Origin of the sequence: Flavobacterium sp. J372, from assembly GCF_024699965.1 — a bacterium.
Taxonomy (GTDB): domain Bacteria; phylum Bacteroidota; class Bacteroidia; order Flavobacteriales; family Flavobacteriaceae; genus Flavobacterium.
In genome coordinates this window covers 812,525-835,061 of sequence record NZ_JAJOMZ010000004.1, presented here as the reverse complement: position 1 = coordinate 835,061, position 22,537 = coordinate 812,525, and the positions used below count along the sequence as shown (strand labels likewise).

Annotated in this window: 22 protein-coding genes and 3 pseudogenes; 8 read left to right on the top strand and 17 right to left on the bottom strand. The window is 42.3% G+C overall.

Annotated elements, in window-relative coordinates; translation table 11 throughout:
- Positions 1-21: 21 nt before the first annotated feature.
- From LRS05_RS04075 to hutH, 7 genes and pseudogenes are all read right to left on the bottom strand, one after another.
- Positions 22-81: pseudogene (locus tag LRS05_RS04075) on the bottom strand (hypothetical protein); the annotation flags it as partial.
- A gap of 54 nt (positions 82-135) precedes the next feature.
- The gene (locus tag LRS05_RS04070) at positions 136-1,023 is read right to left on the bottom strand and encodes a lipid A biosynthesis acyltransferase (protein ID WP_257867153.1); all 888 of its coding nucleotides are present in this window, start codon (positions 1,021-1,023) and stop codon (positions 136-138) included.
- 2 nt (positions 1,024-1,025) lie between these two features.
- Positions 1,026-1,277, bottom strand: a complete 252-nt coding sequence (locus LRS05_RS04065; RefSeq protein ID WP_257867152.1) for an acyl carrier protein — start codon at positions 1,275-1,277, stop codon at positions 1,026-1,028.
- Between the two features lie 10 nt (positions 1,278-1,287).
- Positions 1,288-2,508: a beta-ketoacyl synthase gene (locus LRS05_RS04060; RefSeq protein WP_257867151.1), complete on the bottom strand. Its 1,221-nt coding sequence runs from the start codon at positions 2,506-2,508 to the stop codon at positions 1,288-1,290.
- 4 nt (positions 2,509-2,512) lie between these two features.
- Entirely contained in the window at positions 2,513-3,244 is a 732-nt protein-coding gene (gene fabG, locus LRS05_RS04055) for a 3-oxoacyl-ACP reductase FabG (protein WP_257867150.1), read from the bottom strand.
- A gap of 6 nt (positions 3,245-3,250) precedes the next feature.
- Positions 3,251-4,363, bottom strand: coding sequence for a WG repeat-containing protein (locus tag LRS05_RS04050; protein WP_257867149.1), 1,113 nt, complete (start codon positions 4,361-4,363; stop codon positions 3,251-3,253).
- A 16-nt stretch (positions 4,364-4,379) separates the two neighbouring features.
- The gene (gene hutH, locus LRS05_RS04045; RefSeq protein ID WP_257867148.1) at positions 4,380-5,906 is read right to left on the bottom strand and encodes a histidine ammonia-lyase; all 1,527 of its coding nucleotides are present in this window, start codon (positions 5,904-5,906) and stop codon (positions 4,380-4,382) included.
- A 129-nt stretch (positions 5,907-6,035) separates the two neighbouring features.
- Between hutH and LRS05_RS04040 the strand changes: the two are divergent.
- Positions 6,036-7,285: pseudogene (locus LRS05_RS04040) on the top strand (NAD(P)/FAD-dependent oxidoreductase).
- 34 nt (positions 7,286-7,319) lie between these two features.
- On the opposite strand, the gene LRS05_RS04035 reads toward LRS05_RS04040, so the two are convergent.
- The 6 genes from LRS05_RS04035 to rplU all read right to left on the bottom strand — a co-directional run bounded on the left by LRS05_RS04035 (position 7,320) and on the right by rplU (position 11,568).
- A complete protein-coding gene (locus LRS05_RS04035; RefSeq protein WP_257867147.1) occupies positions 7,320-8,345 on the bottom strand; it encodes a hypothetical protein in 1,026 nt (341 codons plus the stop codon).
- Between the two features lie 136 nt (positions 8,346-8,481).
- Positions 8,482-9,234 carry a hypothetical protein gene (locus LRS05_RS04030; protein WP_257867146.1) on the bottom strand — a complete coding sequence of 251 codons (753 nt, stop codon included), beginning with the start codon at positions 9,232-9,234 and terminating at the stop codon, positions 8,482-8,484.
- A gap of 75 nt (positions 9,235-9,309) precedes the next feature.
- Positions 9,310-10,185 carry a hypothetical protein gene (locus LRS05_RS04025; RefSeq protein ID WP_257867145.1) on the bottom strand — a complete coding sequence of 292 codons (876 nt, stop codon included), beginning with the start codon at positions 10,183-10,185 and terminating at the stop codon, positions 9,310-9,312.
- Between the two features lie 147 nt (positions 10,186-10,332).
- The gene (locus LRS05_RS04020; RefSeq protein ID WP_257867144.1) at positions 10,333-10,773 is read right to left on the bottom strand and encodes a hypothetical protein; all 441 of its coding nucleotides are present in this window, start codon (positions 10,771-10,773) and stop codon (positions 10,333-10,335) included.
- A 139-nt stretch (positions 10,774-10,912) separates the two neighbouring features.
- Complete coding sequence (gene rpmA / locus LRS05_RS04015; protein WP_257867143.1) at positions 10,913-11,173, bottom strand: 50S ribosomal protein L27; 261 nt, start codon at positions 11,171-11,173, stop codon at positions 10,913-10,915.
- Positions 11,174-11,199: 26 nt separating this feature from the next.
- Positions 11,200-11,568: a 50S ribosomal protein L21 gene (rplU, locus tag LRS05_RS04010; protein WP_257867142.1), complete on the bottom strand. Its 369-nt coding sequence runs from the start codon at positions 11,566-11,568 to the stop codon at positions 11,200-11,202.
- Positions 11,569-11,766: 198 nt separating this feature from the next.
- Between rplU and LRS05_RS04005 the strand changes: the two are divergent.
- The 4 genes and pseudogenes from LRS05_RS04005 to LRS05_RS03990 form a co-directional block, all read left to right on the top strand.
- Positions 11,767-13,065: pseudogene (locus LRS05_RS04005) on the top strand (M16 family metallopeptidase); the annotation flags it as partial.
- On the top strand, positions 13,048-13,395 hold the full coding sequence (locus LRS05_RS04000; RefSeq protein ID WP_257869228.1) for a LysM peptidoglycan-binding domain-containing protein: 348 nt from the start codon (positions 13,048-13,050) through the stop codon (positions 13,393-13,395). The pseudogene LRS05_RS04005 and the gene LRS05_RS04000, both read left to right, overlap by 18 nt.
- A 45-nt stretch (positions 13,396-13,440) precedes the next feature.
- The gene (locus LRS05_RS03995) at positions 13,441-15,483 is read left to right on the top strand and encodes a pitrilysin family protein (RefSeq protein WP_257867141.1); all 2,043 of its coding nucleotides are present in this window, start codon (positions 13,441-13,443) and stop codon (positions 15,481-15,483) included.
- A gap of 131 nt (positions 15,484-15,614) precedes the next feature.
- Positions 15,615-16,286: a heavy-metal-associated domain-containing protein gene (locus tag LRS05_RS03990; RefSeq protein ID WP_257867140.1), complete on the top strand. Its 672-nt coding sequence runs from the start codon at positions 15,615-15,617 to the stop codon at positions 16,284-16,286.
- Between the two features lie 46 nt (positions 16,287-16,332).
- On the opposite strand, the gene gldD is transcribed toward LRS05_RS03990, so the two are convergent.
- Genes gldD through mutY form a run of 4 tightly spaced genes read right to left on the bottom strand, consistent with a single transcriptional unit; the run spans position 16,333 to position 19,729 of the window.
- The gene (gene gldD, locus LRS05_RS03985; RefSeq protein ID WP_374707754.1) at positions 16,333-16,908 is read right to left on the bottom strand and encodes a gliding motility lipoprotein GldD; all 576 of its coding nucleotides are present in this window, start codon (positions 16,906-16,908) and stop codon (positions 16,333-16,335) included.
- On the bottom strand, positions 16,886-18,199 hold the full coding sequence (gene gldE, locus LRS05_RS03980) for a gliding motility-associated protein GldE (RefSeq protein WP_257867139.1): 1,314 nt from the start codon (positions 18,197-18,199) through the stop codon (positions 16,886-16,888). Before gldE ends, gldD begins: the two co-directional genes overlap by 23 nt.
- Before the next feature lie 16 nt (positions 18,200-18,215).
- Positions 18,216-18,653, bottom strand: coding sequence for a single-stranded DNA-binding protein (locus LRS05_RS03975; protein WP_257867138.1), 438 nt, complete (start codon positions 18,651-18,653; stop codon positions 18,216-18,218).
- Between the two features lie 32 nt (positions 18,654-18,685).
- Positions 18,686-19,729 carry an A/G-specific adenine glycosylase gene (gene mutY, locus LRS05_RS03970; RefSeq protein WP_257867137.1) on the bottom strand — a complete coding sequence of 348 codons (1,044 nt, stop codon included), beginning with the start codon at positions 19,727-19,729 and terminating at the stop codon, positions 18,686-18,688.
- A gap of 112 nt (positions 19,730-19,841) precedes the next feature.
- Between mutY and LRS05_RS03965 the strand changes: the two genes are divergently transcribed.
- The 3 genes from LRS05_RS03965 to LRS05_RS03955 all read left to right on the top strand — a co-directional run bounded on the left by LRS05_RS03965 (position 19,842) and on the right by LRS05_RS03955 (position 22,414).
- Positions 19,842-20,153 (top strand): HU family DNA-binding protein, encoded by a 312-nt coding sequence (locus tag LRS05_RS03965; protein ID WP_257869226.1) that lies wholly within the window; start codon positions 19,842-19,844, stop codon positions 20,151-20,153.
- Between the two features lie 397 nt (positions 20,154-20,550).
- Entirely contained in the window at positions 20,551-22,098 is a 1,548-nt protein-coding gene (locus LRS05_RS03960) for a ribonuclease E/G (RefSeq protein WP_257867136.1), read from the top strand.
- 67 nt (positions 22,099-22,165) lie between these two features.
- Positions 22,166-22,414, top strand: coding sequence for an RDD family protein (locus tag LRS05_RS03955; protein WP_257867135.1), 249 nt, complete (start codon positions 22,166-22,168; stop codon positions 22,412-22,414).
- Positions 22,415-22,537: the final 123 nt, after the last annotated feature.

Genomic DNA, 22,537 nt, shown 5'->3' with positions numbered 1-22,537 from the left:
TTTACCGGCGCGTGCAAGGCACAAAGCCGTGGTAAGCCCGCCTGCCCCTGAACCGATAATTATTGCATCGTAGTTTTGCATAACAGGCCGTAATATAATGATTATTAAGCAACACCCCCAATGGGAGCTGTATTTTTACGAAGTTTTTGAAAAAGCCTTCCAGAAATCAAAATAATTGAACCATTGCAGCGGATATCTGCGCAGCATACCGGTTATGCTCTCTACGTAAGTTGCAAGCAATGCCTGCTCATCGCGGTGTTTTACCACAGCTTCACGGGCATACAGGTGGTAGTGCAGGTTTTTCTCTTTCATTACATATACGAAAACTACCGGCACCCGAAGGCGCGATGCAATGAGGAATGGCCCTGAAGGAAAATGAGCTTCTTTACCCAAAAACTCTGCCTGCAGTGTTTTGGTATGTTCAAAGTAGCGGTCGCCCGTAAAGCAAACCAGTTCATTATTGGCAAGGGCTGCATTGATTTCGTAGATATGGCTCAGGTCATCCTGAATTTTGATGAACTTTACCGTTGTACCCAGTGATATGCTTTCAAGATATTGCTTGATGGCATGCTGCTCCATATCGGCTGTTACAAGGTTTATGCGAAAGTCAGCGCTTACCTCAGAAAGGAAAAACTCTGATATCTCAAAATTACCAATATGAGCACTAATGAGCACGGCACCTTTTTTCTGTGCCAGAAGCCCTTTAAGCGTTTCAATGCCGTCAAACTCATAGGTAAAGCTGTCGCGCATCCCTGCCGAAATGGCTGTCTTGTCAATAAGGGTCTGCCCGAAAACATAGTAGCTTGAATACAGCAATCTTTTGGCTTTCCAGTAGCTGTAGCCCATCCTGTTGTGCAGATAGTAAAAGGTGACCTTATTAGTTTGCCAAAGGAATAAAAAGTAGTAGGCAGCAACAAAGTACAGCACAAAATAGGCCGACCTCACGCCGATATTCTTTATAAAAAAGACAAATATTTTGTAACCCAGCAGGTTACCTTTAGACTTGCCGTCCCAGTCGCTCATGGCTACTGCTTGGCTTTCACCTTATTTTCAATAAGGTCATAAAAGTTCTGGAAAGTGGCAATACCCACAAAGTCAGCTTCCCCCAGCTTCACGCCGAAGTTTGATTCTACGGTAACCACAAGGTCAACATAATCAAGGCTGTCAAGGCCAAGGGTGTCTTTAAGGTTGGCATCAGGCTGAATATCATCGCCGTTAACCTCAAATTCGTCAATTAAAAAATCATTAATCTTCTCTATAATCGCTGCTTTATCCATTTCCTGAATCTTAAACTTTTTTAACTATTAGTGCTGAGTTGGTACCCCCGAACCCAAAAGAATTCGACAAAAATATATTAATTTCCTTATCTACAGTGGTTGCGGCCATATTTAATTTTGCCGAGTCTTCATCAGGCGTTTCAAAATTGATATTCGGCGCTATGAATGAGTTCTGCATCATAAGTACCGAATAGATTACTTCACTGGCGCCAGCCATCCAGCACTCATGCCCCGTCATGCTTTTGGTAGAGCTCACATAAGGCCTGCTTGCGCCAAAAATCTCGTCAATAGCCTTAGCTTCATTGGCATCGCCTACAGGCGTTGATGTGGCATGTGCATTGATGTAGTCAATTTCTGAAGGGTCTATACCGGCCATCTCCACCGCACGGCGCATGGCACGCGCAGGCCCTTCAACATTAGGCGTAGAGATGTGGCCGCCATTTGACGAGAAGCCGTAACCTATTATCTCGGCAAGTATGGGTGCGCCGCGCTTCACGGCTGACTCATAACTTTCCAATATCAATGTTGCGCCGCCGCCACTTGGTACAAGGCCGTTGCGAGAACAGTCAAACGGTCGTGATGCCGCTGCCGGGTTTTCCTCGTCGGGCGAGAAAACACCCAGACCGTCAAAACTGCCCATTGCATATTTGTTTATTTCCTGTGCGCCTCCGCAGATGATGGTATCCTGCAGGCCGCTTTTTATAAGATGGAAGCCCATGCCCAGTGAATGCGATCCGCTGGCACATGCCGCGCTCACGGTAAGGTTTACGCCTTTCAGCCTGAATATGGTTGAAAGGTTCATGGTAACAGTAGAGTTCATCGATTTGAAGATAGCGCCTGAGCCGATAAGCGCAGTGTCTTTCTTCTCACGGATAATATCGGTAGCATCAATAATAGCTTTGCTTACGCTGTCATTGCCATACATTATACCTACCTCATTGTTATCGAGGAACTCATCATCTATACCCGCTGCCTTGAGTGCCTGTATGGTAGCCATGTAAGCATATTCGGTCTCTTCACCAATACTCACGCGCTGCCTGCGGCTCAACAAGTCTTTAAGGTCAGGTTTTGGCACCATACCGGTAAGGCACGAGCGGAAACCGAAGTCCCTCCTGTCCTCATCAAGCACAATTCCCGATTTGCCGTGGTATAGCGAATCTTTAACCTCATCAAGCGATGTACCTATGCATGAATAAATGCCCATGCCCGTGATTACAACCCTCCTGTCCATACTATTACGAATAAATTCCTCCGTTAATATTTATCACTTCGCCTGTAATATAACCCGCTTTTCGCGATGCCAGGAAACCTACAAGGTCAGCTACTTCTTCGGCCTCTCCAAAACGGTTGGCAGGCACCATTTTTATAAGTTCCTTCTCATCAAGCTGCCCTGTCATATCGGTACGTATGAAGCCTGGGGCCACAGCGTTGACAGTAATGTTGCGCTTGGCCACTTCTTGTGCAAGCGCTTTGGTAGCCGCCACAACTGCGCCTTTTGCCGCGCTGTAATTAGTTTGCCCGGGTGTGCCTTTCACACCTGAAACCGATACCATATTGATGATACGGCCGTATTTATTACGAAGCATTTTCTGTATCAGGAAGTTGGTTACGTTGTAGAAACCATTCAGGCTGGTATTGATTACCTGCTGCCAGTCATCCTGGCTCATCCACATAAACAAACCATCGCGAGTTATGCCTGCATTGTTAACAACCACTTCAACCACGGCCTCAGGGTTAGCGTCCTGCCATGCGGTAAGTGCAGCTTTTACCTCATCGGCATTGGCAACATCAAACTTTATGATTTCGCCTGTTGCGCCTGCTTCTTTTACCTTAGCTAAGGTTTCTTCAGCAGCCGCAGCATTGGCCTGGTAATTTATAAGAATGTGGTAACCGCCGTCAGCTGCCAGCCTTTGGCAGATGGCACGGCCTATACCGCGTGAACCTCCTGTTACTAATGCACACTTCATATATAATTATTTTGAGAAAAGCTCGGCGTTTTCATACCAGGTATTGCCAAGCACTTTTCCTGTTTTATCAATAAAGCCCCATTTTTTGTTGCTCTTTACCCTTGCAACACCGTTTACAAAACCTTTGCTGTCATCATCTCCGTCAAGGAAACCGAAAGCTGATGTAATGCCGTAATTTGTAGGGATAACAATTTTACCGTCGGCATCAATAAAACCCCAGTCTTTGTCTTTTACAGGAGCAAGGCCATCAGCGCTGAAAACTTCAGCATCGTTATAAATTGCTTCAATAGCCATTTCGCCTTTGGTATTTACATAGCCCCACTTTTTGCCTACTGCAACAGGTGCAAGGTTTTTGTTAAATGCGCGTGCTTTATCAAACTTAGGCTCTATAACCCAGTTGCCTTTAAGGTCAATAAACCCTACTTTTTTACCTTTGCGGGCATAGGTGATATCTTGTGAATGGAAGTCCCATATCTTGTCAACACCATCTATAGCCTTAAATTTATTATCGGTCACAAGCCCGAAAGCTGTTCCACTGCGGGCCCATGTAACACCCTTGTGGTAGTTGCCAATCTCTTCATACATTACATCTACAACCACTTTGCCTGTCTTGTCAATAATACCCCAGCGGTCACCTGTTTTTACGCGCGCATAGTTTCCATGGAAAGATTTAATGCCATCATATTTTGGCTCAAGCACCACATCACCTTTGGCATTCATAAGGCCTACTTTCTCGCTGCGTTTTATAAAGGCTACGCCGTCTTCAAAATCATAATATTTGTCGGTTATAGGCATCTTGGCCGATTCGCCCTTTTTGTTGATGTAATACCATCGGTTGTCTTTTTCAACCACACACAGGCCGCTGTTAAAATCCTTCACCTTAGTAAATTGGGGTTCTATAGCCCAGTCTCCTTTGGTATTGATAAAGCCCCATTTGCCCTGGTCTTCCACAGCTGCAAGGCCTTCATGAAAATCTTTGGCTTTCAGGAATTGCGGCTTGATTGCCATTTCGCCTGACTTATTTATATAGCCAATGCGGCCGTCAACTTTTACCAGTGCAAGCTCTTGCGCAAATACTGCATTGGTGATAATCAGCAATAAAAGAAGTAGTTTTTTCATGGTACTGATATTTATGTTAATTATTGGTTTTGCTATCCATAAGATATTCTTTCAGGCGCTGCACATATGGGTATAGCGCCATATCTTCGGTAAATGCCGGCAGTATCGCCCTGGCTTCATCATATATTTTTCTTGTAGCCGAAGACACCTCATCCTTTTGCCCCAACAGGTCAATTGCCTGGATTATTGCCATCAGTTCCACCGCAAGCACCTCAAATGCATTCTCAATCACCTTAGCTGTAATCACGGCAGCATTAGTACCCATGCTTACAATATCCTGGTTATCATTATTGTTAGGGATGCTATGCACATACATAGGGTTAGATAATGTCTGGTTTTCAGCAGTAGTTGAAACAGCCGTGAACTGCACGCCCTGCAAGCCGAAGTTGAAGCCAAGCCTGCCCATGTTGGTAAAAGGAGGCATAAGCTCGTTTATCCTTGCATTCATAAGGTAATTCAGCTGGCGCTCGGCAAGCATGCTAAGCTTTGCAACCACAATCTTAAGCTTATCCATTTCGAGCGAGATATAATCTCCGTGGAAATTCCCGCCATGATATACCTGTTTTGTTTTTACATCTACAATAGGGTTATCATTAGCCGAGTTTATTTCATTCTCCAGCACTTCTGCCACATTATTTATTGTGTCGAGCACCGGGCCCAGTATCTGAGGGATGCACCGCAGTGAGTAGTACTCCTGCACCTTTTCTTTAAATACGGTTTCTGTATTTTCACCGCTGTAAAGATGCTCTTCACGTTTGCGGGTAAGCTTACTGTCGGCTATATGACTGCGCATACGCCCGGCCACTTCCTGCTGGCCTTTGTGCAATTTTGTATTATTCAGCTCTGAAGACATATGGTCGTCATAAGCCCTTACCACTTCATTTATAGCCGATGAAAATTTAACCGACCAGTCAAGTAATTTCTTTGCGTTGTACAGGTTGACAACGCCTATACCCGTCATAACCGAAGTCCCGTTCATAAGCGCAAGCCCTTCACGTATGGCAACTGTTATTGGCTTCAAGCCTTCGATAGCGAAAACCTCTGAGGTATTACGGCGTTCGCCTTTATAGAAAACTTCACCTTCGCCAATAAGTACCAGTGCAAGATGGGCAAGCTGAACCAAATCACCACTCGCGCCAACGCCGCCATGCTCAAAAATAAGCGGAGTTATATCCCGGTTGATAAGCTCTTTCATAAGATTGACCGCTGACGGGTGCACGCCCGAATTGCCAAGCGCCAATGTATTAAGCCGGGCAAGCATAGCCGACTTTACAAAAGCGGCAGACAATGGTTTGCCTGTGCCCGAAGCATGGCTGCGTATAAGGTTATACTGCAGCTGCACACGGTCTTCGTCAGGTACGCGGTATTGCGCCATTGGGCCAAAGCCCGTATTAACGCCATAAATAATCTTATTGGACGAGAACTCTTTTAAAAACTCAAAACTGTCGGTAACGCGGGCTGTAACATCATTGCTAAGCTCAACTTTTTCATTCCCAAATATTATCGCTTCAAACTCATTAAGGCTAAGGTACCTGTTTATCATTTCTTAAATTTGGTTTTATATTGCCCTCTGCGTAATTTTTTTGTATAATTTAGTTTAATGTAACTACTTTTACAGGGGTACAAATGTAATATAATTCAAGATAATTTTAAGATACACAAAAACTTATATATGTTAAAAGAGAGTGTAGATGTTTTGGTGATAGGTGCAGGCCCTTCAGGTTGTGTGGCAGCATCTTACCTGCACAAGAACGGGATTAAGGTAAAGGTTGTGGAGAAACAGAAATTCCCGCGGTTTGTGATAGGCGAAAGCCTTATCCCGCGGGTAATGGACCACTTTGAAGAAGCAGGTCTTTTCGAGGCGCTGGACAGCCAGGGGGTACGAGAAGAAATTCGGCGCAAGATTTATCCGTGGGGAAGAAATCTGCCTGTTTGACTTCAGTGAGAAATTTGGCGAGGGCTGGGACTGGACCTGGCAGATACCTCGTGCTGATTTTGACAATGTACTGGCACAGGAAACAAAACGCAAAGGCGTTGACCTTGAGTTTGAAACAGAAGTGCTTGACGTGAAATTTAAAGAGACTGACTCTGTTACAACTGTTCGCGACAAAGACGGAAACATCAGCGAGATTTCTGCAAGGTTTATAATAGATTCAAGCGGTTATGGCCGTGTGCTGCCAAGGCTGCTTAACCTTGATGCACCATCTTCTATACCTGAAAACTCATCAATGTTTACCCATGTAAAAGACACGCGCCGCCCTGAAGGTGTTGAGGGTACACAGATTTCTTTCGACATTCTTGAAACAAAGGTTTGGGTATGGATTATACCTTTTTCAAACGGAAATACAAGCATTGGCGTGGTTGGGCCAACAACTTACATTAATGCAATACCCGGAGAGACGAATACCGAAAAATTGCAGTACATCATAAACCAAAGCGATTACTACCGCAACCGTTTTGAAGGTATTGACTTTTTGTTTGAACCGCACAAAATTGAAAACTACAGCTGCTCGGTAACGCGCCTTTGCGGCCCGGGTTATACCCTTACAGGCAATAGCAGCGAGTTTCTTGACCCGGTGTTTTCATCAGGCGTATGTTTCGCAACTGAGTCGGGCATGCTGTCGGCCAAGCTTTTCCTGCGTGAGCTTAGAGGAGAAAAAGTAGACTGGGATAAGGAATATACCGAATATATGCGCAGGGGGTGTAAATGTGTTTGCCACATATGTAAAAGAGTGGTACACCGGGAACCTGCAGACACTTTTCTTCCACAGGCCTGAAAACCCCGACGTAAAGGAAAAGATATGCTCTGTACTTGCAGGCTACGTTTGGAACGAGGAGAACCCGTTTGTGAAGAAGCACGATAAGGTTATTAAAAATATGGCTTACATGATAAACATGGAAAAAGAAAAAAGCGCCGTTTAAGGCGCTTTTTTCTTTAATACATATTCATATAAATCTATACCTTACCTTTTTCAATAGCTTTTCTAATATCTTCAATATTACCTTCATTAAGGTTATAGCTCATAGGATGGTAGTTTTTGTAAATAATCTCGCCTGTTTTTGAGTTTACTACCTGCACATATTTCTGTGCATTTTCCATAACATAGCGCAGATAATAAAATTCTTCACCGGCCATTATCCTATCGCTTAGCTTATCCGTATCAATATACTCATAGTTATATTTATAATCTTCAAATAGCTTAGTTTTATTTTCCTGTGTCTTATCTGTTTCTGTCCTTGACATAGCATTATACTTCAGGCCAACATACTGAGGCACATAAAGGGTTTTGTTCTTTAGTTGTTTTATTTCAGCCGTGCAGGCTCCGCCATATAGTCCATATGGTTTCCCTTCTGTAATAAGTGCATTAACTTTCTGGAAATAATTTTTTAGGAAACCCGGTTTATAATTATGAAAAACGTTATCATCCATATACATTTCATCAGTAAGATATCTGATGATACGTATCATGTTATCATTTGGCATTTCTTTCCCGGCAATAGGCCCTGACTCATTTTTTTTAATGAAGTCCGCATTTTTGTAAAGAAAAAAGTCTGCGATAGTTATGCGGTTTTCTCTCATCAAATCATAATCATCCCTTTTTTTGCCGGTTTTCTTTTTAAACTTTTCAATTTCTTTAAGTTTATCCTCGTGGTCAAATATAAAAAAGGACATGTATGAATGTAAGTATGACCCATTTTTCTTTATAACAACATTACCGTCGAGCATTGCAAATGAATGCTTATCATCCATATACTCCAACGGATTAAAGTCTTCAATTTTTATTATTTTATAGGGTGTAACAGTCCAGGTTTGCTTAAGAATATCATCATACACCTTGGTCTCATATGCGTTTGAAAGAATAAAAACAGTTTCGGTATTTTTAAAACGGTCAAGCAATTCTTTCTTATCTGTACGCATTGATAATTGTGCGTAAGACATAACAGATATTGCAAATAATAGTACAGTAAAGATTTTCTTCATTATTAATTTAGTTTATTTTGCAAATGTAATATTTTATCCATGTTGTAATATAATGTTAAAACAATATATCTAAAGTCCCTGAATTCCAAGGTTAAGTCTCAACACTAATGATTAGGCAGATAAGCCGGCTTAATTTTTACAGCATCTTTACTTTTAACATTACATCTTCCTTTTTCTTTTTATAAAATTCCAAAACAAATTCGTTTTCAGCAGTTTTAAGTATACGTTCTGTACCAAATTCATATATTGTCATATCCTCGACATCACGAACATTAAAAACTGATCCTGCTGAGACAGCACCTGTGGCGTCATCAATTTTATAAGAAGTGAAATATCCACCTTCACCATCTGTATGCAAAGCAGGCTTCTTATCTGCCGGCAAGTTAAAATTCTTTACGTTATCAAGATAAAGGAAGTAATGTGACCCGTTTGCTGAAATATTTTTGTATGACATGCCTCCTTTTTGATTACGGCCTCTTTGCTTCTTAGGCATTTTCTTTATCCATGACAGATTGCCTGATTTATCTATCCTGGCAGCTAGCAGGTCATTATAATGATATGTACGGTAATGTGTAAATACTTTACTTTTAGATGTTGATGGTTTTTGATGAAGTTCTGTATAATACTGCTCTCCTAAAAGCACAAGGCTGCCATCGTTATTTACAATTACTTCCTGTAATTTGAGCGCTTCAAATTCAGCTTTTCCTTCCTCATCTTTCTTTTCGTTTTTCTTCTTTTTACTTTCAGATAAATTCTGGTTCAAAATCTCAAGCGGAATTTCATAGGTTTTTACATCATAAAGCTCGCCATCTTTACCAGCTTTTGCTACAATAAACCCGTCACTTGAAAATTTATTTTTCCCTATATTATAAAAACCGGCGCATACCATGTAATCACCCGGCGTTTCCTGTAAGGTAAGCGTCCTTATAAATTTATCTTTGATATTTATCTTGGTCGTTTTAATTTAATTGCTTCCATTTTTTAAACGCATAAGTTCTATATGGTAATTTGGTGCACCTTCTTTTTTGCTTTTATTACTGTCATCATGAAATACCTTCGCAAGTATATAAGTATTTCCCTGCATGTCAATTGCATAATCAAGGGCATCCATCCTGCGCTCGGTATATGGCATCTTTATTTCTTCCTGAGATGTCATTGTTAATCCCTGATCAAAACCGGCCATTCCAATTATGTCATAGCTTTTTGTATCACTTTTTATTTTGGGCTTCATCCTATATTGCACAAGCAGCTTCTTCTTCTCCATATCCTGAATAAAGTCAAACTTATCTGTGGTCTCAAGGCTATTTAAGGTATTAACTCCGTTAGACCACAAGTTCGGGCTGTCAACCCAGCCACCTCGTTCTTCATCATCAATACCGCTCCAGTTAAGTTTGGTTTTTAAAGGTGCGCCCGTAACTTTACCGTCAACCTTTAATAGCAGCTTCGCCTCTGCTGTAAATATTCCTTTTACAAAATCTATTTCGCGCACAAATAGCTGCTCTTTATCGTTTCTTCCATCCCAAAGTGAATAGAAAAGGTAATATCTGCCTCCATGTTCTATAACATCTTCAAGCTGCATATTTTTGGGGAAATCTTCATATTTTTTTTCAGCTATAAATGAAACTTTTTCATCTTTATTATTGAATATCTGCAGCATTACATCACGCTCTTCTATTTTTACGGCAAGTAATCGATTATTATTGCTGAAATAAAATTTCTTGCCTTCAAAAAGTTTATACGGTGCGCTAACTGTATAGCTGTAGTCATTAGAGAGTGTTTTCTGCGCAAAACCCACTACGGCATTAAGCACAACTATAAAAAGTAAAATCTGTTTTTTCATTAGTTAAGTAATTTGCATAACGGCGCAAGTTTAAGCAAATTATACAAAAACATTAACAAATATTTTTAGATATTTTTAACAAGATTATGACAACAAAAAAGGCCGGCGAAAATATTCGCAAGCCTTTAAAAATATGTACATTTCAAATTACTTCTTTTTTATGGCAGTTAATATAGCCGCAGTAACCAATGCGCCCGCAGTATAATAAGCAACTGTCAATACTTTAGATTTAGTGGTTTTAGTAACCGGCTCCGGGTCGAGGCCCATTGGCTCAGGCAATACAAGCGCGCCAATACCTCCAGATAATCCTAAAGCTAAAGCACGTGGCCAGACACCTTCAGTACCGCCTGCACCAATAGCGCTGTAATATAACGCATTGCTTACCAAATCTCCTCCCAGCGTGGCCGCATACAAATTGTCTTTACCTGATATGTGTGTACCGAAGTAATGTAGAATTTTCTGCAAGGCTTCTTCACCAACAAGATCAACCCGCGGCATACCGCTGTCGGTTTTCTTTAAGCTTTCATGCATTATGTTTAAGGCTATGGCGCCCCCAAGGCCGGCAAGCAGGTTTTTGGCTGTACTCATAATGGTAACTTTTCAAGATATATTATAAAGTTCGGACTAAAAACATAGTGATGCTGTTACCGTTTCGTTAAAGTATAAAACAAAAAAGCCCCTCCGCCTGTGGCGAAAGAGCTTTTGTATAATGTATTGAGGATAAAGCTTATGCTTCTACCGCTACTACAGAAACATAAGACTTGTTGTCTCCTTTTTTCTGGAACTTCACGATACCGTCAACCTTAGCGTGTAGTGTATGGTCTTTGCCCATGTACACATTCTCGCCCGGGTTGTGCTTAGAACCTCTCTGCCTTACTATGATGTTGCCGGCAATAGCAGCCTGGCCACCATATATCTTAACGCCAAGACGTTTCGACTCTGATTCCCTACCGTTCTTAGAACTACCGACACCTTTCTTGTGAGCCATGATGTTTTAGTTTTTAATTGTTAATATTATTCTGCAGTTTCAGTTTCAGCTTTCTCTGTTTTCTTGGCAGCTTTTTTAGCTCCCGGCGCAGTGATGCCAGATATCTGGATTTGCGTTAGCGACTGGCGGTGGCCATTTTTCTTCTTGTAGCCTTTCCTGCGCTTCTTTTTGAAAACAATTACTTTGTCACCTTTTAAGTGCTGCAGCACTTTGGCTTCTACCGAAGCACCTTCTATAGCCGGGGCGCCTAGGGTAATGCTTCCGTCTGCATCAAGCATAAGAACTTTTGCGAATGATACCGCATCTCCTTCTTTGCCTTCAAGACGGTGAACGAAAACCTTTTGGTCTTTGCTAACTTTAAATTGCTGCCCTGCTATCTCTACGATTGCGTACATAACAATATGGTTTAATTAAAAATTTGAGGTTGCAAATATACAATATATTCTTTATCAAACAACTCTGCGTCAAAAAAATAAACCTGTTTTTGCAGCATGTGTAAAGCTGACACTCAATTCTTAAAAAAAAGTTATTTTATATGTAACAAATTAACGAACTTGCATACCCATATCACAAAACAAAATATTCTATTTTTTATGAAAAATTCTTTATTGGCTTTAGGTTCCCTCCTGATGCTCGGTACGGCAGCTTCTGCCCAGAAGGTGGCATTTGAGGAATACAACCTTGACAATGGGTTGCATGTTATTTTACATCAGGACAAATCGGCGCCGGTAGTGGTTACATCTGTTATGTACCACGTGGGTTCTAAAGACGAGAACCCTGAGAGAACAGGCTTTGCGCACTTTTTTGAGCACTTGCTTTTTGAAGGTACAAAGAACATACAGCGCGGTGAGTGGTTTAAGATTGTTACGGCAAACGGTGGTAACAACAATGCCAACACAAGCGATGACAGGACCTATTACTATGAAGTTTTCCCAAGCAACAATACTGAGCTTGCCATCTGGATGGAAAGCGAAAGGCTTATGCACCCGGTAATTAACCAGATTGGTGTTGACACGCAAAATGAGGTTGTAAAAGAAGAAAAACGCCTTCGTGTAGACAACCAGCCTTACGGTAACCTTATTGCCGAAGTAAAGAGAAACATGTTTAAGGTGCACCCTTACCGCTGGGCAACCATCGGCTCTATGGAGCACCTTGATGCTGCTACACTGGCAGAGTTCCAGGCGTTCAACAAAAAATTCTATAGCCCTAACAATGCTGTGCTTGTAGTTGCAGGTGATATAGACATTGCACAGACAAAGGGCTGGATACAAAAATATTTTGCACCGATACCTAAAGGAGCACCGGTAACACGCCAGAAATTTGAAGAAAAACCAATCACGCAGCAGTTCAGGGCTAAATATGAAGACCCTAACGTACAGCTGCCAATGGTGGTTACTGCTTACCGCACACCATCTATGAAAACACGTGATGCACGCGTGCTTGATATGATTTCGTCTATACTTAGCGATGGTAAGAGCTCGCGCATGTATAAGAAAATTGTAGATGACAAGAAAATGGCGCTGCAAATGGGCGCTTTCAATTATACACAGGAAGATTATGGCCTGTACATCATTTACGGCATACCAATGCAGGGCTTCACTGCTGATGACCTTGTAAGGGAGTCTGACGAGGAGATCAAAAAACTTCAGACAGAGCTTATTTCTGAGAAGGAATTCCAGAAACTGCAAAACCAGTTTGAAGCTCGTTATGTAAGCAGCAACGCAAGCCTTGAAGGTGTTGCCGAAAACCTTGCTTCTTACTATATGCTGTATGGTGATATCAACCTTATCAATACCGAGATTGATATGTACCGTTCAATAACTCGTGAAGAGATTAGGGAAGTAGCTAAGAAATACCTTATGCCAAACCAACGCATGATACTTGACTATGTTGCCGCACCTGAAGGCGCTGCACCTGCTGAAGCTCCTAAAGCGGCACCAAAAACTGCTGCAAAAGCTGCACCGGCCCCTGCTAAGGCTGCACCAGCTCCTGCTAAAGCTGCAGAGCCTGCAAAAGCAGCTGCCGCTGCAAAACCTGCTGCTCCTGCTCCTGCCGAACAAACCCGCACAATTGAAGAAGGTGATTCACTATCTAAAATTGCAGGCGAAATTTATGGTGACATCTATAAGTACAATATGATTTTCCAGGCGAACAAAGACAAAATATCTGACCCTAACCTTATTTACCCGGGCCAGGTAATTACAATCCCTGCAAAAAAGTAATTCCTCTAAAAGTGTAACTTAGCACAAAACTTTAGCACAAAAACAATGAAAAAAGTAATATATATAGTAGCAGCCTTATTTTTAACTGTTACAACAATGCAGGCACAAGACAGGCCAATGCCAAAACCGGGGCCGGCGCCAAAAGTAAATGTAGGTAAGCCGCAAACCTTCAGCCTGCCAAACGGCCTTAAGGTAATGGTGGTAGAAAACCATAAACTGCCTAGGGTATCATATAACCTTACGCTTGATACGCCTCCATATGCTGAAGGCGACAAAAAGGGTGTTAGTGACATGACCAGCGCACTAATGGGCAACGGTACTAAAACAATATCAAAAGATAAGTTTAATGAAGAGGTTGACTTTCTTGGTGCAAACATCAACTTTTCAGGCTCGGGAGCTTCTGCAAGCGGGCTTTCAAAATACGGCGACAGGATACTTGAACTAATGGCTGACGGAGCGCTTAACCCGCTGTTCACTCAGGCAGAATTTGACAAGCAGAAAGCACAGATTCTTGAAGGGCTTAAGGCTGACGAAAAGAGCGTTCCTGCTGCTGCAGAGCGTGTAGCTGATGTACTTGTTTATGGCAAAAACCACCCGAACGGTGAATACCTTAGCGAGGCTACTTTAAACAATGTAACGCTTAAAGATGTTCAGAACAACTACAACACATACTTTGTACCGGGCAAAGCGTACCTGGTAATTGTTGGCGATGTGAAATTTGCCAATGTAAAAAGTAAAGTTGAGAAGCTTTTCGGTTCTTGGAAAGCAGGAACTCCGCCAATGGTGAAATATACAGACCCTAAAGACGTTGCAGGCACACAAATCAACTTTGTTGATATGGGCAATGCCGTGCAGTCTGAAATTTCTGTTATCAATGTGGTAAACCTTAAGATGACAGATAAGGAGTATTTCGCTGCCCTTCTTGCTAACCAGATTCTTGGCGGCGGCGGTGAAGGAAGGCTTTTCCTTAACCTTCGTGAGGCACATGGCTGGACGTATGGCGCATACTCATCATTAGGCTCAGGCAAATATGTTACCACGTTCAACTCATCAACATCTGTACGTAATACAGTAACCGACAGTGCAGTTGTTGAGATATTCAACGAAATCAAGAGAATGAGGAATGACCTTGTAAGCGAGGAAGACCTTAAGAATGCAAAGGCTAAATACATTGGTAACTTTGTGATGCAGGTTGAAAAGCCGGCTACCATAGCCCGCTATGCACTTATGACTCAAACGCAAAACCTGCCTGAGAACTTCTATGAAAACTACATTGCCAACATCAATGCAGTTACAGCACAGGATATCAAAAACGCAGCCAACAAATTCTTCCTTGCGGAAAATGCCCGCGTAGTGGTTGTTGGTAAGGCAAGCGATGTACTTCCCGGACTTGAAAAACGCGGAATTCCTATCTCTTACTTTGACAAGTACGGTAATCCTGCAGAGAAACCGGGCGCAAGCAAAGCCGTGGCTGCCGGTGTAACAGTAAAATCTGTTGTTGACAATTATATTAAAGCGATTGGTGGCGAAGCAGCAGTAAAAGCTGTTAAGACCCTTGCTATGACATATACAGGAACAGTACAGGGCATGCAGATGCAGATGGATGTAAAAATGGCCGACAAAAAACAGGCTGTAATTGTTACGGCAATGGGCCAGCAGATGATGAAGCAGGTGATTAATGAAAAATCAGGCTATATGGTAATGCAGGGGCAAAGGCAGGAAATTACAGGCGAAGATCTTGCTGACTACCAAAAAGATGCTATGCCTTTTGACGAACTTAACCTGCCGTCTAAACCGGGTGTTGCACTTAAAGGTATTGAGAAGTTTAACGGTGTTGATGCTTATGTGATTACTGAAGGTGACAACACATACTACTTTGATGTAAAATCAGGCCTGAAGATTGCAAAATCTGAAAAGGTTGAAGGCCCGCAAGGCCCTATGAGCGTACTTACGCCATACAGCGACTACCGTGCTGTAAAAGGTGTGAAAGTACCTTACAAAACAGCAATCAATGTTGGTATTGAAATCGAGCTTACTGCAACCGATGCTAAAATAAACGAAGGTGTAACTGATGCTGACTTCCAGTAATCATTAATCCCTGATAGTAAAAAGGCTCCCGACATGGCGGGGGCCTTTTTTATTTCGCAATAATGCATATGTCATTTCGTTTTATACCTTTGTAATCCATTAGTAATCAAAATGCATTAAAATATTATAACATGAAAATCGTAAAATCATTATCACTATTTGCACTTGCTGCAGTATTGCTCACTGCATGTAATGACAAATCTAAAGACGGCAATGTTGATACAGACGCGACTTCAACTGACACGACTGCTGTTGACACAACTATGGCTAAAGAAACGGCGGCCAATCTTGAAACAACCACATTTAAGATTGATGGCATGACATGCCCTATGGGTTGTGCTGCAACTATTGAAAAGAAGCTGGCTAAGATGGAGGGCGTTGGCGAAGCTAAAGTAGACTACGAAAAGAAAACGGCTACTGTATCTTATGACCCTGCAAAGCAGACTCCGGAGAAATTTGTAGAAACAGTTGAAGGCCTTGCCGACGGCGCTTATAAAGTAAGTGATGTTCACAATTCTGCCGATAAAGCATATAACGGCGGCGGCGGTGATAAAGACAAGGATAAAAAGAAAAAAAGGCAGACAAGAAGGCCAAAAAAGCTGAAACTACAACAGCAAATACAGACGACAAGAAAGCTTCATGCCACAGCGGCGAGAAGAAAGGCGGATGCTGCTCATCTTCAGCTAAGAAAAGCTGCCACAGTGAAGAAAAAGGCGGAAGTATGTAATGTCTACAGCAATATAATTATGAAGACAGGCCAATGTGCCTGTCTTTTTTGCCACAAACTTCATCAACCTCACTAATTAAAATTTTTGAATGATCTGTTCGTGTTATTGATGGCAAAAAAAACTATTTCCAGCGTATGCTCTCTACAATGTTCTGCATGTCGTCTTTTATATAGCTGGCTGCAGGCATGATAGAGTCAAAATTAGGCTTGGCATAAAAATATACAGAACCTGTAAGGAAATGTTTAGTACTGTCGGTTACATAAAACTGGGCATTGGTAGCCGCATTTCCACCAACCTGGTAAAACATGCCGTATACTTTATTCAATGCATTGCTATACGGCCGTTCCTGTATCTCGTCAGCTTTAACCACGTGCTTGTATGTAAGATTCTGTGCATCGCGCAGGTGCTGCTCAAGGTTGCCATTTACAGGTTTATAGTTTAAGTAGATAGTAGCCTTCATCTTTGGGTAATGAAGCTCAATGCTGCAATCATCTTTATCCTTGATTTTAGCTGTAGTATTAACATCAAACGTAAACGGGCAGCCTACATCCAGGCTACGGTATTCACCAAGTGGGTAATCAAGCCGGAGGTATGCCTTAGGCTTAGGCACAGTTTCATCTCCGCATGATACAGCAGCCACAGTCAGTGCGAGGCATCCTGCCAGTTTAAAAATCTTATTCAGGTTGTTCACTATCATGTTTCAGGGTAACCTTTATCTGCCTTATACGGCGTTTGTCAAAAGATTCGACGGTAAAGATATTGCCTTTAAATTTAATTTTTTGCCCTTTCTTCGGGAAATTGCCCGACTGCTCCAACATGAAACCGGCCAGGGTTTCTGCTTCACCTTTCGCCTCTTCAAAATCATCCTCATCAAGTGCAGTTATCCGGCAAAAGTCTTTGATGTTTATCTTCCCGTCAAACAAAAAGTTATAGTCGTCTATACGGGAATAAATGATATCCTCATCGTCAAACTCGTCACTGATATCGCCTACAATCTCTTCTAATATGTCCTCCAGCGAAATGATTCCTGATGTGCCCCCGTATTCATCTACCACAACTGCCAGGTGGTTCTTCATCCCCTGGAACTCTCGCAGCAGGTCGTCAAGCTTCTTCGTCTCCGGCACAAAAAACGGTTCGCGGATGATATCTTGCCAGGCGAAGTCTGCATCCTCAATATGCGGTATCAGGTCTTTCACGAAGAGAACGCCCTTTATACTGTCAATATTGCCTTCATAAACCGGAATGCGCGAAAAGCCTTTTTCTACAATCCTGGGTAAAACTTCAGAAAAAGGTTCGCTGATATCTAAGGCAAACAGGTCAATCCTGGGGCTCATCACCTGCCTTGCATCCGTATTGCCGAAGGCCACTATACCCTCAAGCAAGCGCTGCTCTTCATGGGTGGTATCGCCATAATCGGTAAGTTCCAGCGCCTGTGAAAGCTGGTCAACGGAGAGTGCCTGTTTTTCGCCGCCCAGTTTTCTGTGGAGCATCAGTGTGATTTCTCTCATTGGTATGCTTAATGGAGAAAGCAGCTTACTTAGCACATATACCATATTTACTGATTTCCTCGCAACCTTAGCACTGTTTCGGGCTGCATATACTTTAGGGAGCACATCGCCGAACAGCAGCAGAAAAAATGTGATGATTACAACCTGGATAAAAAGGCGAAGCCCTGAATTGGTAATGCTGTAAAAAACATCATCAGCATAGCGGAAAAAGAGTATAATGATGCTAATATTGGTAAAAGTATTGGCAATAACAAACGTTGCGAGCAGCTTTTTGGGCTTTTTGAGCAGGCGCGAAACCATTATGCCGCGAGAGGGACTTTTGCCATTAATCTTATCAAGGTCTTCGGGGGATAATGAAAAGAAAGCTGTTTCGCAGGCAGAGATAAAAGCCGAGCAAAATATAAACACAGCTATAGCTGCGAATCTTATAACAAGTTCTGAAGGGGTAAGCAGTAAACTCTCGGGGCCGGGGTCGTCCAAAATTACGGGTATTTAATTAAAACGGCAGGTCGTCATTAGGCAGGGGCTGTATATCATAAGCAGGTTTCTGGTCTGATGCGTTACCCTGGGCTGCGCGTGCCTGGTTATCAAGTTCTTTTTTGGTGGTAAGAAAGGTAAATTCTGTTACCTGAATTTCAGTGGTGTACTTAGTGGTACCGTCTTCGGCCTGCCACTGGCGCGATTTTATACGGCCTTCCACATAAATCTTATCCCCTTTAGTTAGGTACTTTTCACAAATTTCGGCAGCTTTGTTGCGCACCACAAGATTGTGCCATTCTGTACTTGTTATCTTTTCATTAGTCTGCTTATTGATGTACACCTCATTGGTGGCCAGAGGAAACCTGCCAATGCAGTTGCCGCCTTCAAAATAGTGCATTTTTACATCATCGCCAAGATGCCCTATGAGCATCACTTTGTTTAACGTTCCGTTCATGGCTGGGATAGTTTACGTAAATATAAATAATTTTAAGACAGCTGCCAATGCTTCTCTATAAAATTATAAATAATGATAGGAAAGGGATATGTTTTTAAGGTTTCAACATCAATAGCATCAGCAACAATCTCATTTGTAATCACTTCCCAAAAACGGATGTGTAGGTGCTGGTGGGACAGTTTGTGAATGACCGGCTCATTATTTAGCAACCTGAAACCTGAAACCTGAAACCCAAAATCATATTTTTTAATTAACTGTTCAACATCTTCAGAAGCCATGGGCCCATCAGTTTCCAGTAAAGGAAATTCATAAAGGTTATGCCAGATGCCTTTGGCGGTACGTTTTTGGATGAGACTGTTACTATTAGCATCTTTTACAATAAGGTAATTAAAGTAGCGGTTAGTAACTTTTGTTTTCTTCAGCTTTACCGGCAGCTCATTTACTCTCCCTGTATTGAAGGCGACACAATCGCTCACTAGCGGGCAAATCATGCAGGGCGGGTTTTTAGGCACACACTGCAGGGCCCCGAACTCCATCATAGCCTGGTTAAATAGTGATGCCTGGCCCTTCGGCATAAGTGATGCAGCCTTTGCTGTAAACTCTTTTTTCGCGCCGGGTGATGAAATATCGGTAGTTATACCGAAATAGCGCCCAAGCACCCGGTATACATTACCATCAACCACAGGAACTTCTTCGCCATACGCAATACTTGCAATAGCTGCTGCGGTATAGTCGCCCACGCCCTTCAATTTAAGCAGGCCGTTATAGTCGGGCGGAAATATTCCAGTCATTTCATCGTTTACCATTTTGGCTGTGGCATGAAGATTGCGTGCCCTTGAATAATAACCCAAGCCCTGCCACAGCTTCAGCACCTTTTCCTCGGGCGCTTCAGCAAGGCTTTTTACTGTAGGGAACGCTTCGGCAAAAGCAATAAAATAAGGCAATCCCTGCGCAACACGCGTTTGCTGGAGGATAATTTCGCTGAGCCAGATAAAGTATGGGTCGGTAGTTTTACGCCAGGGCAGGTCGCGCCTGTTTTGTAAATACCAGTCTGTTAAAGCTTTAGAAAATTGCATGATTTGGTAACGGTTAGCAAAAGTAAAAGTTTATGTGATTAAATTTTAATGCTTTAACCTTGAATAATTGTTTTTTTAATTGTTATATTTGCACACTCAAAAAAATACACACATATATTTAAATTATAAGAAAATGACGAAAGCAGACATCGTAGCGAAAATCTCGGAAAAACTAGGCCTTGAAAAAGGAGATGTACAGGCAACAGTTGAGTCTTTTATGGAAGAGGTAAAAAGCTCACTTGAAACAGGCGATAATGTTTACCTAAGGGGCTTCGGAAGCTTTATTATTAAAACACGTGCTGAAAAAACAGGCAGGAACATATCTAAGAATACTACTATAAAGATACCTGCACACAACATCCCTGCATTCAAGCCTGCAAAGATTTTTGTTGATGGGGTTAAAACTAATACAGAAGCAAAGTAAAAACTTATTTATTAATCAATAATCCCTAGACGCGTATGCCAAGCGGTAAGAAAAGAAAAAGACATAAGGTAGCTACCCACAAACGTAAAAAACGTGCGAGAGCTAACCGCCACAAAAAGAAAAAGTAGTTCTAAACTACTTTTTTCTTTTTAGATTATTAAGTTCATTGACAAAGGGTTTAAGGTTTTGGGTTTCGGGTTTTGAGTTACGACTGTGACTGAAAACTGTGACTGAATACTGAATAATAACCCGCCGGGTAATAACAATGCCTGTTTAAAAATTGTTTAATCCATCTGCCTGCGGAGTTGCGGGTTAAGAGTTTTTAAGTTTCGAGTTAGCCAACCCGGAACATGAAACCCCGAAACCAATAACTGCCTCGCGGATAAAAATGTACAGTGTGAATAAAGAATTAATCATTCGATCTGGTTCTGACGCGGTAGATTTTGCCTTATTAAAAGATGGAAAACTAATTGAATTGCACAAGGAAACGGAAGATAAGAGCAACTTCCAGGTAGGTGATATTTTCCTCGCGAAAATACGCAAGCCGGTAGCCGGCCTTAATGCCGCGTTTGTAAATGTAGGCTTCGAGAAAGATGCCTTTTTACACTACCATGACCTGGGCCCTAACCTCCCTTCCCTGCTGAAATTCATAAAACTTGTAAGCGCAGGTAAATTAAAAGACTATTCATTAAAGAATTTCACCTTTGAGAAAGAGATTGACAAAGACGGCGCCATTGCCGATGTGCTAAGCACAAACCAGTCAGTTCTTGTGCAGGTGGTAAAAGAGCCTATATCTACCAAAGGGCCGCGCATAAGCAGCGAACTGTCGCTGGCCGGCCGCTATATAGTGCTCGTACCTTTTTCTGACAGAATATCTATTTCGCAGAAAATAGAATCAAAAGAAGAAAAAGACCGCCTTAAGCGCCTGGTACAGTCTATCAGGCCCAAAGGATTCGGTGTAATAGTGCGCACCGTTGCAGAAGGCCGTAAAGTGGCCGAAATCGACAAGGACCTCAGCAACCTGCTTGACAAATGGACGCAGATGTGCAAGAGGATACCAAGCGCACACCCTCCGTCACGGGTATTGGGCGAAGTCAACAGGGCTTCATCAATACTGCGCGATGTTTTCAACGATACCTTTACCGGTATATATGTTGATGACGAGGATATGTATTACCAGACACGGGACTATCTGCAGGAGATAGCACCCCAGAAAGCGAATATCGTGAAGCACTACCAGAACAAGGAACTGCCGTTGTTTGAAAAATACAACATAGAGCGGCAGATAAAAACCTCGTTCGGCAAAACGGTATCTATGAGCAAAGGCGCCTATTTAATTATAGAGCATACGGAAGCCCTGCACGTTATTGACGTGAACAGCGGCAACCGGAGCAATAAGGCCCAAAGCCAGGAAGATACCGCGCTGGAAGTAAACATGATAGCAGCTGCAGAGATTGCACGCCAGCTGAGGCTGCGCGATATGGGTGGTATTATTGTGGTTGACTTTATAGACATGGGCAACCCAGACCACCGCAAGAAGCTGTTTGATTTTTTACGCCAGGAGATGAGCGACGATAAAGCGAAACACAAGATCCTGCCACCGAGTAAGTTTGGACTGATCCAGATTACTCGCCAGAGGGTAAGGCCCGAGGTGAACATCAAGACGCGCGAAGAAGACCCTAACAACGAAAAAGGGGAAATTGAAGCGCCAATACTGGTGATTGACCGCATAACGGCCGACCTTGAACGCATTATTAAGAACCACAAGAAAATTGTGCTGCACGCACACCCTTTTGTGGCGGCTTATTTAACTAAGGGTTTCCCCAGCACCCGCTCAAAATGGTTTTTTGAGCATAAAAAATGGGTAAAAATTATACCACGTGACGCTTACACGTATTTAGAATACCGCTTTTATGATAGCAAAGGAAACGCTATCTCAGAATAACAAGAACCGCCCTAATAAGATATTGGGGCGGTTTTTTTGTTTAATTTTATCTCATCAATCATAAAATATGCAGCACCAAACAAATATTAAAAGACGTTTTCTTGCAGGATTAATTGATTATACTCTAATAATTAGCGCCACATGGTTCTACATCTACACTTTCGGCAAGGAAACAACTGATGGCTACGTTGTTAATGGCTTACCGGCACTTGTACCTGTATTATTTTGGTTTTTTATGACTGTTGGGATTGAACAAATAGCTGGTGCCACATTGGGTAACGGCATTGCCAGATTAAAGCCGATTGACCTTAGTTAAACCGTCAGTAATTCAATCGTTTAAACGACACATCCTTGATCCCATCGATATGTTTTTCTTTGGATTAGTAGCTTTCATCACGATAAAAAACACAGGAAAGCGACTGGGTGATTTATGGGCGGG